Origin of the sequence: Argonema antarcticum A004/B2 (assembly GCF_023333585.1) — a bacterium.
Lineage (GTDB): Bacteria > Cyanobacteriota > Cyanobacteriia > Cyanobacteriales > Aerosakkonemataceae > Argonema > Argonema antarcticum.
This window is the reverse complement of the sequence record NZ_JAIQZN010000062.1, coordinates 1-14727: the sequence shown is the minus strand read 5'-3', so window position 1 is coordinate 14727 and position 14727 is coordinate 1. Positions and strand designations below refer to the sequence as shown.

Here is a 14727-nt window from a genome sequence, read left to right as displayed (position 1 = left end):
TGATGAAACAGTTCAAGCTCTACCAAGAATGGCGATCGCACGAGTTAGAACCACATTCGCCCATTATCTTGCTGCCAATGCGATCGCATCTTAGGTAATCTATTATAAGTTTAGGTAAGTGATAAAAAAACTAACAACATCTCAGTTATGACGAACTTTGATAGAGATGATGGGCCATCGCCCAGCAATCACTCCGTTTATGTCCGCAACATGGAAATTGATGACCTTGCACCTGTGTACCACTTGGGGGAAGATGTATTTACCAGCGATTTGTACCCCTATTTATATCGAACCTGGGATGAATGGGAGGTGATCGGACTTTACAATACCGACCCCGAATACTGTCTGGTTGCGGAAATAGACGATCGACTGGCAGGTTTTATCTTGGGAACTATCATCAGCAAGCCATCCTGGACTTACGGATACATTATCTGGCTAGGAGTCAACCCTAACTTTCAACGTCGAGGTGTAGGCGACAAGCTGGTTGATAAACTGGTGGAACGGATGATCGAAGATGGCGTGCGTTTCATGTTGGTAGATACCGATCCTGCTAATATCCCAGCAGTCAAATTTTTTAGCCGCAAAGGTTTTGGCAATACTCGTCAGCACATTTTCTTATCCATGAACTTGAGCAAACACGATTATTATGGTAGATTGATTGCCTACGAGCGCGAAAAAGTTGAGAGAGCTGCATATAAGCGATCGCGTCGCCGTCCTACCGCCAAACCCCAAGAAATTGTCAGCGAAGCCGCTACCAAAGTAATGGTAACAGAAACCCCAACACCATCAAGCGACGAGCCAATGACAAATGACAAATGACCAACTTCAATGGCAAATTCAGCCAACAATTCAACCGCCAGAGTGGTTCATTCAAGAAGTTAGACAGCACGCTGGCACTTCTGGACATTATGCTGCCCAACTGCTATGGCAGCGGGGAATTCGCGAGCCCGAACAGCTAGCAGGATTTTTGAACCCTGTCCTGTTCAAACCGGCGAGTCCATTTGCATTCGGTCAGGAAATGTGGTGGGCGATCGAAAGATTGCAGCAAGCCAGAAATGCTGGCGAAATTGTGGCAATTTGGGGAGATTTTGACGCGGATGGTATCACATCAACCGCTGTTTTGTGGGATGGATTGGGGCAATTTTTTACTCAAAATACCAACTTATTATATCACATTCCCAATCGGTTAACCGAATCCCACGGACTGAATTACCAAGGAATTGAAGCTCTAGCCCAACAACGAGTAAAACTGATAGTTACTTGCGACACGGGCAGTACGAATATAAGCGAAATTGAATTGGCAAAGCAATTGGGAATCGATGTAATTGTCACCGATCATCATACGCTACTGCCAGAACGTCTAGCAGTTACTGCTATTATCAACCCCCGCAATTTATCGCCAGAACACCAGCTATTTAATCTTTCGGGAGTCGCTGTTGCTTACAAGTTGGTAGAGGCACTTTATGAAACTTTGCCGGATATTCCCAAACAACCTTTAGAGGATTTATGGGATTTAGTAGCAATTGGGTTAATTGCAGATCTAGTGAAATTGAGCGGTGATTGTCGCTACTTAGCACAATTGGGAATAGAAAAACTGCAAGAAGATTCACAGAAATCACCAGCAATGAGGCGGCGTCCTGGTGTAGGGAGGTTACTGGAATATTGCAAGAAAAGTGGCGATCGGCCCACCGATATTTCCTTCGGAATTGGCCCCCGAATTAACGCAGTCAGCCGTATTAAAGGGGATGCACGTTTCTGCGTAGAATTGCTGACCAGTCGCGATATCAAGCACGTTGAAAAGTTAGCTCGCGAAACCGAATTAGCGAACGCCCGCCGCAAGTCATTACAAAAAGATGTGGAACAGCAAGCTGCCCAAAAATTAACAGAATTAGACTTATCAACAACTGGCGTTATTATACTTACAGAAATAGGTTGGCCTGTGGGCGTTTTGGGTTTAGTCGCAGGCCAAATCGCCCAAAAAACGGGTCGCCCCACAATTTTACTAACTCTAGAAGAAGCAGAAGAGCAGGAAAGCAGAGGGGCAGAGGAGCAGAGGGGCAGAGGAGCAGAGGAAGATAATTATTCCTTCCCCCACTCCCCCACTCCCCCCCTCCCCCACTCCCCTTTGGCAAGGGGTTCTGCCCGTTCTGTAAATCAAATCGATCTTTATCAATTGGTGAGCGATCAAGCACATCTTTTACATCGCTTTGGCGGTCATCCTTTCGCAGCTGGTTTGAGTATGCCGGTTGAGAATATTCCCTTATTTACAGAAGCGATAAATCAACGACTGCGGCAACAAATAGGGGCGGATGACAATAAATTAGGCTCGCGAATAATATCAGTAGATTTAACTGTGACAGTAGCGGAATTAGGGATAAATTTGTTCCGGGAACTGAAATTATTGGAACCCTGCGGTATGGGCAATCCAGTTCCGCAATTGCTGATTAAAGATTGCTGGTTTGAAAATATCTGGAATCGCAATATTCAGGATGCCGGTGGAAAGAAGGTTTCATATATTAAAACCGAGTTTCAAATTTGCGATGATTCTGCCCAAATAGGGTTTCCCGGTATTTGGTGGGGACACTACAAAGAAGAAATTCCTCAAGGACGATGCGATGCAATTGTGGAACTCGACTTCAACACCTACAAAAAACGCTACGAAGTGCGCGTCATTGCAGTCCGATCTCTCCTGTCAAATCTCGCCCCTATCCAGCACTGGTTGACTCAAACAGATTGGATTTTAGACTGGCGAAATCAAGCAGAGGAGCAGAGGAGCGGGGGAGCGGGGGAGCGGGGGAGCGGGGGAGCAGAGGAGCAGAGGAGCAGAGGAGCAGAGGAGAATCACCTAGAGCCAATGGTCGATCGCCAAACCCTAATAATTAGAGAATGTCCAACCAACTGGGATGATTTGCAATTGTGGTTTCGGCGAGCTTTGCAGACAAAACAGAAATTAGCGATCGCCTATCCACCCCCACAACCAGTCCCACCAAGTCAGATTTGGCAACAGCTAGTAGGAATTGCCAAATATCTCAGTCGTACTGGTAAAACAGCTACACAAGCTCAACTACAACAAAAGCTGGGTATTGGCGATGCTTGCTTGCAGTTGGGATTACAAACATTAACTAAATTGGGTTTTCAGGTTAAAAACGGCGACGGATACTATCAAATTACCAAACATCCAGAATTAGAAACGCCGAATTTGGATGCAGAAATCTCCCGCGACATCGAGCAATTTTTAGCCGCAGTGCGAGAAGAACTATTCCGTCGCCAGTATTTCTATGAAATTCCCCTTTCCACCATTCGATCGGTAGCTTATCAAACCACTTTTTCTCAAAATGATTAGGATTATGAGGATGAATCTAACGGTAACTCAAAGCACCTTTGATCTGCCTTTTCCATGAGTGCAGCCTATTTTTCATGCGAATGATTTTTAAGGATATGAATTGGCGCTGCAAAAGACTTTGCCGAGTCCAATTCGATGCGTTACACCAGCGTTCGTAGGCTGGAACTGCTATCTCCGTTATAAAGCTGCGCCACCGTTTAACTACCATCTCAGGCTGCGTTTCCTCAGCGCGGCGAAAACCATTTTCTACCATAGCATGACGCCACTCTTTATCATCGCGAAGGCGCTTCAAAACGGCTAGCACGTCATTCAACGAAGTCACCTCAATGTAGTCTAGTTCGCTTTGGCGTTCAGTTTGGAATGAAGTCTCGCGACCTAGAATTGCCGGTACACCAGCGTGCCAAGAATTAAACAGCTTTGTAGCGGGTTTCGAGGTGTAATCTTGGTTATTGAAACTACGCACAGCTAGGATCGCATCAACATCACTGAAGTCGTTCCAGCGAAGCCGATCGACCACCTGAAAATGCAAACCCAGCTCGTTCAATTGCTCGTGCCATGAAGGTTCCTTCAGTTCAGGTGCTAGATTCCTTTCGTGACCAAAATAAGCAACATTCTCAAATCTATCACCGCGTGCTGAATCGCGAGGAATTAACCCTGGTTGCCGCCAATGCGGCATATAATAGCTCTGCCAGATTGTTCCTGATTTTTTGAGCATCTCCTCTTCACGATTTAAGACTACATGAAACTGCGCGTAGGGGTGTTGCTCTTTGTCTGCCAGCAGACAAACTATTAGTAATTTTGGCCCTGGTTGCAGATCGATCGGCAGAGAGTCTCGATGCGCTAAGACGATACCTTCAGCTGGCATAGTTCCTACCAGTTCACATGGAAAGCCATCCGCTTTGAGGCGAAGATAAGTTTGTAGCGTCCAGGCGTATACGCCGTCTCGATATAACCCAGGCATATACGTTTCAGCACTATCTGGCATATTATCAGCCAGATCTTCGCATTGAGGAAGGTAAAAATAAATTGGTGGTAGTTTGTCTGTCATAGTACTTACGAAAAATTTATGGTAACTTTGCGTCCAGAGAGGTATAGACCTAAAATGAAAATGAAAAGCGCATTTTTATCGATTCTTCAAAAACTTCCATTTGACCGTTTTTGCCAACGTTCTAGGTACACCATACAACTTTTCGAGAAACAGATTCCATAAATATCCATACTGGGGATATTGTTTAACCAAAAGTGCATCTGAAATCACATGAAATCTGGGGGGTTTCAATCCGGGTGGCTTATCAATATATCGGATTTGTTCTGGCTTTGGCATCCAATGACCGATAATAGCATCCTTTTGAAAAAATTTAGCCTGCACGAATAAACCTAATAACCTATCAAAACCTGTTGATGGTATCCATGTTACGGCACCCAACACTTTTGTAGCCTGGGATAAATCGGTTAGCGCTTTTTGAACTAGCTCATTTTTCCAAACGATATTATTGAAATTTTCAAAATGGTATCCCAAATTATCTTTTCTGCTTGTAAAAGGCAATACTGCATATCGAAAATCAAATCGGTTATCTAAAGGAACAACTGGAATTTCTAACAATCCAGTATAATTGCCTTGCTGATAAGGATAGGGATTTTCTGGTGTCTTCTTGCAGATATCTAGTTGAGCAACATCAGGAATTTCTCCCCAGTCCTTTTTAATGCGTTCCTCATCCTTAAAATCAATATTCTCTTTTTTTAATCTTAAAATCCAACTTTCAGGAAATCTCTGAAAATATTCACTTGTCAAATTTTCGATATCGGGATGTACAAAGTCATCATCATCTAAAGCCAGAACATATTCGCCAGAAGCATTAAGCAACCCCACAAACCTTTGCATCATCTCCCCTTTGTAGGGGCTTGTTAAAATTTTTACTCTAGGGTCATCTACAGGTCGGATTGGGATGTTTGGGTAATAAACTAAAACAAATTCTACATTACCCTTTACTTTTAATAACTGTTGCAGCCAATATTCTGAATATTTTCCTGTAGTAGGAGTGACTATAGAGAGAATAAGTTTTTCCTTCATTTTGCACAATCCTAACTTGCAATTTACAATTTTAGATTAGCTTGGCGTTCGCACTGTTTGACGGTGAAACCTTGCAACTGGGAAGCTTCTAAGTCTACGTCGGAAAGCGCGATCGATTCCGAACATTTGGGCGAATAAAATTGGCTGAGGACAGCCCAGAACAAACTGCGAGTTAAGCCCGATACAGTTTTGATGAATGACTCGCGATTACCGGGAATACCGTTCTCTTTAACTATATCTGGTTTTACCCAAATTCCATGCGATCCTAAAATAATTTGAGCCATCCACTTTGCTCTTGGTAAATGTGTAGGAGAAGTGATTAGTTTAACTTTATGAACTTGCCATTGGCTAAGGATTGGCAGACTGAAGTAAAAGTTGCCAAAAGTGGAATCGGCACACTTTTCTAACAAGACATTTTGCATGGGCGCATTGGCACGTCTAAAAATGAGCAAAATGCAGGGATCTTTTGAGCCTCCAGAAATAAGTATTGGGGTTTGGGGATATTGTTTTGCTAACTCGGCGACGTAGATTTCTCTGGTGATGCTGCCTCCTAATACGAGAATGGCATCGACTGGCTTCTGGGATGCTTTCTGCAAAATTATACCATTATTTATGAGCCAAATTCCCAGTGTGAGGGATAAGCAGCTTAGTCCTACCAAAAGAAATCGATCGCGAATCAGGGATAATAAATACTGGCGAACTGAGACAAGCGAGCTAAATTGGGTTGGTCTTTTTTTAGGCTGCATCAGAATTTGGGAGACTGCGGCTCATTCTTTACATTTTGCCTTAATGTTCTGCCGATGTGGTGTTAAGCTGGGTGACAAGATGAACCAGTTCTGGCAAAATCAGTTGTTGTACAGCGAGTTTGACCGCATTGGTAGAACCGGGGACAGAGAAAACCAGCTTATTTTTATAAATACCAGCGACTGCCCTAGATGCGATCGCCCGCGAACCAATTTCCTGATAACTCAGCCAGCGAAACAACTCCCCAAAACCGGGCAGAGTTTTTTCCAGCAGCTTTTCTAGAGTATCGTAAGTCGTATCTCTTGGCGCGATACCAGTGCCGCCGTTGAAAATCAAAGCGTGCAAATCTGGGCGAGTGCCCAAGCTTTGCATCTGTTCCTGAATTTGGGCTGGTTCATCTTTCAGAATAGCGTAATATCCCACTGCGTGACCGGAGTCGAGGAGTAACTGTTTAATCAGCTGACCGCTGCGATCGGTTTCTGGAGTGCGCGTATCGCTGACAGTAATGATAGCGCAATTGACAGTTATTTTAGCTGGATCGGGATGAGGAAGATGAGTCATAAATATTTTTTGTCATTAGTCATTGAGTAATTTCAGATTTCAGATTTAAAATTTCAGATTTAGAATCGTGAATTCAAAAGTAAAGTTTTTAAATCTCAAATCTCAAATCTCAAATCTGAAATTATTTGATGACTGAGCGCCAATTAAGACTTCGTAAATCCTAAACCATGATCTTCGGCATAGCGATTCATAAAGCGGATAAACCGATCCCATTCAGCAGCGGTCTTCATACCATAAAACACTTCTAGTGCTTCTGGCTTACCATTGATAAATTTAGCTTTGACATCCCGTATAGTCAGTTCGCCTTCTTCATCAATCAGGTACATCCCGGTAATGTCTTCCGTGCTGCTGTTGCTTAAAGCCTTGGGATTTTGGAAATAGAACGTCGCCGTGCCGTTGCTGCCATCCGGCGAACGAGTCAGTCGAACATCGGGCACAACATCTTCATCGATACCTTGAGAAAACTGAATTTTAGCCATGATAATTGCGATTGAACTTATATAACGGGTTTCTCACCATCTTCTCATCAGATGTTCCTTCGATCGGCATATTTACATTGTTCTTGCAGCGGACATTCACCGCAGTGGGGGTTCCTAGCGGTGCAGACTGCCGCCGCAAAGTCCAATAGCGCCAAATTCCACGTTCCGACCTTTGTTTTGGGTGCTGCCCGTTCTGCGGCCTCCTGTAGCTCTTGCGATCGCCATTTTACCCGACCGCCGCAAAATCCAAAAAAACGTTCTAAAATCCGTGCAACATTGTTATCGAGTACTGCTTTGCGCTGTCCGAAGGCGTGGGCGCAGATCGATCGGGCCGTATATTTTCCCACTCCCGGCAATTTCAGCAGCTGGGCTTCTGTTTTGGGGATTTTTCCCTTATAGTTTTTCAGGATAAGCTGGGTTGACAAGCGCAGGCGATCGGCCCGGAAAGCAAGACCCAAAGGTTGCAACAAAGTGCCTACCTCCTCCGCTGGCGCAGCAGCTAAAGCGTTCAGAGTAGGGTATCGCTCCATAAACCTCTGGTAAACTGGAGCGACTGTATCTGCATTCGTTTTTTGCAACAAGAATTCAGCCACCAAAATCGCATAAGGATCTTGAGTCTTGCGCCAAGGGAAATTACGCAAATTTCCCGAAGCCCAACTTTTTAGTTGTCTGCGAAACCATCTTACTTTGGTAATAGTTAATGGCTCTTGCGGAGTTGTTATGCTTTTGTTCATATAAGAACATTGTTATTTCTTTTCTCCTGGAGCCCCTCCGAGCCGAGCTATATCTTACTTTTCGCCTGGGAAAAACTCGGAATCTAATACCTGCTCTAAACTATAAGGACATTCAGCCGGAAAATATTCGTAGTTCAAAGACGTTTCTCGCACAGCTAAGTCGAGTCCGTCTTGGTAACTTTCCTCTAATGCTTCAGGTAAAAAAGGCTTCAAACTGGGGCTTTGTTTAAGCAGTCTATGAATGCGACGACGCTGTTCGCGAATGGTAGAAAACCAACTTTTAGAACGTAACCCTGACTGAAATTCCCACTTCAGCAGATGTCCTAACAAAACTCCCAAACGGTTTATCAATTCCTGTCGCTCTTGCTTGCCCAAAGATTCGATCTCCTCAACCAAGTTTAAGATATCTAAATCATCCCAAATACCATCTCGGATAAATTTTGCCTGCTGCTGTGTCCAAGCATAGTAGTCGGTTTCATAAAGTCTAGAATTTTGTTTTAATTTCTGATATATTTCAGTCATGCGATCGCCTCTTACTTCAGTTGTTTAAATTTACTCAAGTTGTGCGCCTGGTAAAAATTGGGAATCTAATACCTGTTCTAAACTATATGAACATTCAGCCGGAAAATCTTCATAGTCCAAAGACGTTTCGCGCACAGCCAGAGCCAACCCATACTGATAGGCTTTCTCCAATGCTTCAGCTAAATAATGCTTCAAGCTAGGACTTTCTGCAAGCAAATCAGAAACTTGACAGCGCTGCTCTCGAATTGTGGCAATCCAACTTTTAGAACGTAACTTTGGCTGAAATTCCCACTTAAGTAGATGTCCTAACAAAACGCCCAAACGGTTTCTTAATTCCTGTCGCTGTTGCTTCCCCAAAGATTCGATCTCCTCAACCAAGTTGGCGATATCCAAAAAATCCCACTTCCTATCTTGGAGGAATTTTGCTTGTTCTTGCGTCCAAGCATAGAAATCTGTTTCGTACAATTCGGAAGTTTTAGTTCCAATATCTGATAAATTTTGAGTCATATCATGTCCGGTTGCATGGGTAGCGTAAGCGTGATGCGAGAAATTGTCTGTTGTCATCGAGGGTTAAATTTTTACCACAGATGAAGACAGATGAACACAGATGAACACAGATAAGAGAGTTATTTTTTTAGACAACCGATGCCACCGGATATGATATCACAAGTCATTTAGGATTGCTATATTTCCAGGATCGTCAGAAAGTACGACTAGCTTACCGCTTTTTGTCAGCTTGAGTCTCCGACCGCGCCAGGAGAATGTGTTTCCGACAAAGCTATAACACCAAAGCAGGAAGCGGGTGTGGTCGGCTAAAGGGACTAGCCAGAGAAATTTTTTGGTAATGCCGTCATTGAGGCAATTGACTCCTACTATCCATGCCATTATAAAACGGGTTGTCCAGACTAGTGCAAATGCAGCCCAACCTAGTATGGCCCCGCCTGTGGCAATTAAAAATAACGAGCTGGTGACTGTACCGTAGGTAAAGATTAGTCCTAAATAGCCCCAAGGTCGAGAAACTCGCGTGCAGCAATTCCATCTTGTCTGACGATCGATTAAATCAATAAACTTTTCTGTGGTAATCAGATGATCGATAATATAGTCGGAAAGCACGACTTTGTAGCCTGCTTGGGCGCTTCGGTAGCCCAGTTGGAAATCGTCCGCTAGATAATCGGCAATTGCCAGAAATCCTCCCACTGCTTCCAGGACGGTTTGGCGGATGACAATGGTTGGGCCGAGGGCGAACTTCATTCCCTCCAGTTTCCTGGCCACTAAAATGCTAGGATGATATTCTGTAGAAATCCCGATCGCTTCCAGGATTGCCACCCACCCTCTAACTAGAGGACGGTACAAACAGGTGACGACACCCACTGCTGGGTCGCGCATGGGCTGGATGACTCGCCTCAAATAGTTTGACCCCACCCGAACATCGCTATCTGCAAGTAGCAGGATGGAATACTTGGCTTTGGCTTGTGCGTTGGCTAGATTGCTAACTTTAAGATTAGTGCCGATCGCGCGATCGCTTACGATCAGACAAATATCAATCTCTGGAAAGTCGGAGATGATTTTCTTGACCATTTCCACAGTAGGGTCGCCTTCATCTTGGATGCCGAAAATGATTTGGTACTGCGGGTAGTCTTGTTTGCAGAATGAGGCGAAGTTTTCGTAGGTATCGATGTCCAGCCCGCAAATCGGCTTTAGGATACTGATGGGTGGGTGGAAGTCGCGATCGATCTTCGTTGGATGTGAAAAAAACTCGATCGCCGCATAAATCCCATAGCAGTAATAGCAGATTGCCGACAAGCACAACAGCAGCAGCAACAAATCGATGACTAGAGGCATCCAAGAGGCGCGATCGAGATTAAAGATGGTAAAGTATTCCAAAATGCACTCATCTAGTAGTTTATTGTTTTTTGTCCGTTGTCAGTGGTTCGTTGTCAATTGCATTGATTTCCACCGATCGCTTAGCGCTAACCGCTGACCGCTGACTACTGAACCTCGAAGTTGAAGGCGAACAAAGCAACGCGGATGCCAATAAAGATAGTGCCAATCAATCGCGATGGTGTGACATTTTGTTGAAGAACGTATTGCGCCCCCATGACACCGATCGTTTAGCTAATCGCGATCGCTGGCACAACATCAAGCTTTGACAGCCCTACGAGGTACATAAAAAAAAGCAATCAGAGTATCCAAAATCTAAAATCTCAACCCCGCTGACTGGCGACAAATTGCTTGCGCTTATTACGTAAGCTGAGATACTCGCGTGCTTCTTGGTAGAGGCGACGGCGTTCCTTGGCATCGAAAATCGCTTTCTTAACAATCCGGGCAACGATGCGCGGACGGAAGTAGTACTGGTCGTAGAAGTATTCGACCGCTTCCATCATTTTAGATCGCGACAAACCTGGATACTCAATGTGAGGTAGCTGATGACCAGTTTCATCGGTCATCTCAACATCTAAACGCAAGAAATTGTTGGTTTCGACATAGTTATAAAGTTCAGTGCCGGGGAAGGCATGGGCAATGGAAACTTGGATTGTTTCGCAGTCGAGTTCTTTGGCAAATTGAAGTGTTTCCTGAATGGTGTCTGGTGTTTCTCCAGGCAAACCAAGAATAAAGTCGCCGTGAACGACGATGCCAACTTTTTTGCAGTTTTTCATGAACTCGCGAGCTTGTTCAACTGTTGCTCCTTTCTTGATGTTCTTGAGGATCTGAGGATTACCCGATTCAAACCCGACAATAAATAGGCGACAACCAGCTGCCCGCATTGCTGTTAAGGTTTCCAGATCGACATGAACTCGCGAAGTACAAGACCAGGTAAAGTTGAGGGGTTTGAATTTTTCGCACAGGGCTAGTACGCGCTGTTTACCGATCGTGAAAGTATCATCGTCAAAGAAGATTTCTTTCACATCTGGGAACAGTTCCAGTGCTTGTTTTACTTCCTTAGCGACATCATCGACCGATCGCTGTCGCCAGGTATGACCGTCAAACGTCTGCGGCCACAAACAAAATGTACACTTAGCAGGACAGCCCCGCGTGGTGTAAAACGAGATGTAAGGATGGAGAAGGAAGGGCACGTTGTAGCGAGTCACGTCTATGTCGCGCTTGTAGATAGGCGTCACCCAGGGTAGCGCATCTAGATTTTCGATCGGCAAGCGTTGTTTGGTATGGACAATTTTGCCGTCTTTGCGGAAACTGACACCCTCGATCTCTTCGAGGGGCAATCCTGAAGCGAATTCTGTGACTGTGTAATCAAACTCTTTGTGGGTAACAAAGTCGATCGCTTCCGACGCCATCAAGCTTTCTTCCGGTTGGGTAGTGACGTGAGGCCCAACAAAAGCTATTTTCAATGACGGCTTTGCTGCCTTCATCATCTCTGCCAATCGCACATCACTCTGGAATCCCGGCGTGCTGGTGAATAGAACTACAAAATCATACTCAGTGGCAATCTTGACTGTTTCTGCTGGCGAAACTCCGTGAGGTGGCGCATCGAGTACCCGACTTTCGGGAATCATTGCAGCGGGATAACCTAGCCAGACGGGATACCAGTAGGATTCTATCTCGCGAGTTGCAGGCCAGCGAGAACTAGCTCCTCCATCAAATCCTTCAAATGAGGGCGGGTTGAGCAACAAAGTTTTCATCATAAGTTAGTCCTTTGTTAATAGTTAGCTGTCAGCGATCGGCAAACTGGAGATTTCTGGATAAGTTTTGAGTTTTGAATTAAGAAATTTTTAACTCAAAACTTAGTACGGGCGGGTTTATCAGAATATACCTGTGGGAAACCAGATCTCACAAAAAAACCCGCCCCTACAAACTCAAAACTATTTAGAGCCTGTTACCTGGGAAATCAGCGCCATAACAGCACTGCGGCTGAGTTTTTTCTCGCCATGAGCCATCACGTCGAGAGTAGCATGGGCTAAGGTGAGCGGAATTTGGCAAAAGCCCAAAGCTGGGCCTAAAGGAAGCGATCGCGTGTAGGCGTCAGCAAGCTTAAGATTGCGACGAGCATACAACTGCATATCGTTTGCTGTCCAGCCATCGGGATAGAAATCCACCCCACGCAAAAGATCCTCATTGTGGTTACGCAAAATGTTGACAGCTTGTAAACCACGCCCAAAGCCGATCGCCTGGGTTCGGTTCGTCTGCGTCCCATCGTACCAAGCCCATAAGTCAGACAGTAACAATCCCACGGCACCCGCCACCCCAAAAGTGTAACGATCGAGATCTGCCTCTGTATGGATCGCCCAGTTGTTAATTGCCCAGTAAGCCATGCGATCGGCCATTGCCGCCGTCGCATCCCAAATGCGAGGCGCAATGCTTGCAGGTGCCAGTACAGCCCATTCCCCAATCCGAATCGACACTTCCGGTAGGGGATAGTGGGTATGCAATCCTAGCGAAAAGTCATCAACCTTGAAGCCATCAACCCCTGCCTGTAAAGTCAGGCTAATATTCCGCAACAATTTTGCCTTCGTGGGGTTATCCAAATCTGGATCGTCTTCAATTTCATCGATCGCACGCATACACAGATATGCTGATGCCACCGCTGCTTGCAGTTCCAGCGGTAAACGACTTATGGGGATATAGAAAGTCCGACTGGTTTGTTTAAGAATCTCCAAGGCATCTCGACGCAAATCCATCTGTTCACTCCTCTGAATCTGTATGGAGTTTAAACTAATGCCGAAAATTTACGCAGCTGCAAGGAGTACAGTTACCAAAGAGGCACGTGATGGAATCTGCCTGTTATGCCCCCAAAACCTATTAGGGGCTAGAAAAGTCAAAAGTCAAAAGTCAAAAAAATTCTTCCCCTCTTCCCTAGCCCCTAGCCCCTAGCCCCTAGCCCCAATCTCTTCTTTACTTTTGACTTTTCTAGCCCCTTTTTGACTTTTGACTTTTGACTTTTGACTTTTCTAGCCCCTTTGCCCCCTCCCCTAGCCCCTCGCTTTGAGATATTCTCGATCGAATTCAGCCAGTAGGCTTTCTGCGCTGGAATAGGGACTTGGAGTATAAGCGCGGGAGGAAACGCCTGTCTGCATCAATTCGCACACTTGCCAGTCTTGTCGGTTGGTAATATCCCAAAATTCCACTGCGTCCCTTGAATTAAAGCTTGGTTGTTTCATGGCATCCGGGTCAAATAACCATTCACAGATAATCTGAGTTCGGTTGGGACTTTGCGGCCAAAGTCGGTGAACCATCACATAATCGGGATGAAGACTCAGCAGCATATTTGGGAAAATCGAATAATAATAAACTCGCTGCAAATCTTCCCCACAAATATTCCCCAAAGGCAGACTGCACCTGTTACCGCTCAGAGTCATGCTACCCCCAATTTGGTTGATTTTCATAAACCCACCCAGGAAGAGGCCGGAAATCAAATCGTTTTCGCCACTGCGATAGGGAGACATTTTAGCCAGGACGGGGTGAAGCGACGGACAATGATAGCACTCGCAGTAATTTTGGAAAATCAGCTTCCAGTTAGCTTGGATATCGTAGATAATGCGATCGCTCACCCGCAATCTCGGTAACTGCCACTGGGGAAACTTGTCCAGGATCGGCGCAAAAGCGGTGGCAAACGGTTCGGGAGACTCTGCGAGGTTCAGGAAAAGAAAACCTGACCAGGTTGCCACAGAAACGCTATGCAGCGGGTAGTCTTGCTGATTAAAGTCATCTAATTCATTCATTAACGGTGCAACTTCAAGCTGCCCATCCAAGCCATAAGCCCAAGCGTGGTAGGGACACAGGATTTTGCCGTTGAAATTACCTTGTGCTTCGGTACAAAGACGAGTGCCGCGATGGCGACAGATATTGTAGAACGATCGCACTTCCCCATTGCGATCGCGCACAACGATAATACTCTCCTGCCCAACTTGCTGGATAAAATAGTCACCAGGGTTGGGAATTTGCTCTACCCGCCCGATACATAACCAGCGCGAGTAGAAGATGCGATCGATCTCTTCAAGAAAGATTGCCTCTGAAGTGTAGTATTTCCCTGGCAGGGTCTTTGCGCCCTTGAGGAAAGTTGACGCCGTTTTGTGAAATTTGGTCATAATATTATCCCACCGAGACATTTGCTAGGGCGTCAGTCCAGTAAAATGAATGGGTGTGGTCAAAACCCGTTGGTGATGTAGGGGACAAGGAGGACAAGGGGGACAAGGGGGACAAGGAGGACAAGGGGGACAAGGGGGACAAGGAGGACAAGGGAGACAAGGGGGACAAGGGGGACAAGGGGGACAAGGGGGACAAGGGGGACAAGGGGGACAAGGGGGACAAGGGGGACAA

General features: G+C 45.5%; 14 protein-coding genes. 2 read left to right on the top strand and 12 right to left on the bottom strand.

The features are described from left to right. The first annotated feature begins 147 nt into the window (after positions 1–147). Positions 148–819, top strand: coding sequence for a GNAT family N-acetyltransferase (locus tag LAY57_RS23370; protein WP_249069493.1), 672 nt, complete (start codon positions 148–150; stop codon positions 817–819). Beyond that, positions 809–3343 (top strand): single-stranded-DNA-specific exonuclease RecJ, encoded by a 2535-nt coding sequence (locus LAY57_RS23365; RefSeq protein ID WP_249069490.1) that lies wholly within the window; start codon positions 809–811, stop codon positions 3341–3343. The genes LAY57_RS23370 and LAY57_RS23365 overlap by 11 nt, the downstream gene beginning before the upstream one ends. A 16-nt stretch (positions 3344–3359) precedes the next feature. On the opposite strand, the gene LAY57_RS23360 is transcribed toward LAY57_RS23365, so the two are convergent. The 12 genes from LAY57_RS23360 to LAY57_RS23305 all read right to left on the bottom strand — a co-directional run bounded on the left by LAY57_RS23360 (position 3360) and on the right by LAY57_RS23305 (position 14495). Further along, a complete protein-coding gene (locus LAY57_RS23360) occupies positions 3360–4391 on the bottom strand; it encodes a hypothetical protein (protein WP_249069486.1) in 1032 nt (343 codons plus the stop codon). A 75-nt stretch (positions 4392–4466) separates the two neighbouring features. Beyond that, on the bottom strand, positions 4467–5414 hold the full coding sequence (locus tag LAY57_RS23355) for a glycosyltransferase family A protein (protein WP_249069484.1): 948 nt from the start codon (positions 5412–5414) through the stop codon (positions 4467–4469). 23 nt (positions 5415–5437) lie between these two features. Continuing rightward, positions 5438–6160, bottom strand: a complete 723-nt coding sequence (locus LAY57_RS23350; protein ID WP_249069482.1) for a YdcF family protein — start codon at positions 6158–6160, stop codon at positions 5438–5440. Positions 6161–6200: 40 nt separating this feature from the next. After that, a complete protein-coding gene (locus LAY57_RS23345) occupies positions 6201–6719 on the bottom strand; it encodes a MogA/MoaB family molybdenum cofactor biosynthesis protein (RefSeq protein ID WP_249069481.1) in 519 nt (172 codons plus the stop codon). A 143-nt stretch (positions 6720–6862) separates the two neighbouring features. Then, a complete protein-coding gene (gene psb28, locus LAY57_RS23340; RefSeq protein ID WP_249069478.1) occupies positions 6863–7198 on the bottom strand; it encodes a photosystem II reaction center protein Psb28 in 336 nt (111 codons plus the stop codon). Positions 7199–7245: 47 nt separating this feature from the next. Next, positions 7246–7932, bottom strand: coding sequence for an iron-sulfur binding domain-containing protein (locus LAY57_RS23335; protein ID WP_249069473.1), 687 nt, complete (start codon positions 7930–7932; stop codon positions 7246–7248). Positions 7933–7986: 54 nt separating this feature from the next. After that, positions 7987–8454 (bottom strand): DUF29 domain-containing protein, encoded by a 468-nt coding sequence (locus LAY57_RS23330; RefSeq protein WP_249069472.1) that lies wholly within the window; start codon positions 8452–8454, stop codon positions 7987–7989. Positions 8455–8484: 30 nt separating this feature from the next. After that, entirely contained in the window at positions 8485–9018 is a 534-nt protein-coding gene (locus tag LAY57_RS23325; protein ID WP_338022471.1) for a DUF29 domain-containing protein, read from the bottom strand. Positions 9019–9117: 99 nt separating this feature from the next. Continuing rightward, complete coding sequence (hpnI, locus tag LAY57_RS23320) at positions 9118–10338, bottom strand: bacteriohopanetetrol glucosamine biosynthesis glycosyltransferase HpnI (protein WP_249069471.1); 1221 nt, start codon at positions 10336–10338, stop codon at positions 9118–9120. 320 nt (positions 10339–10658) lie between these two features. Continuing rightward, positions 10659–12095, bottom strand: a complete 1437-nt coding sequence (gene hpnJ / locus LAY57_RS23315; protein ID WP_249069470.1) for a hopanoid biosynthesis associated radical SAM protein HpnJ — start codon at positions 12093–12095, stop codon at positions 10659–10661. 177 nt (positions 12096–12272) lie between these two features. Then, positions 12273–13088 carry a squalene/phytoene synthase family protein gene (locus tag LAY57_RS23310; RefSeq protein WP_249069469.1) on the bottom strand — a complete coding sequence of 272 codons (816 nt, stop codon included), beginning with the start codon at positions 13086–13088 and terminating at the stop codon, positions 12273–12275. Positions 13089–13379: 291 nt separating this feature from the next. Then, positions 13380–14495 (bottom strand): aromatic ring-hydroxylating oxygenase subunit alpha, encoded by a 1116-nt coding sequence (locus LAY57_RS23305; protein ID WP_249069468.1) that lies wholly within the window; start codon positions 14493–14495, stop codon positions 13380–13382. Between the last annotated feature and the right edge of the window lie 232 nt (positions 14496–14727).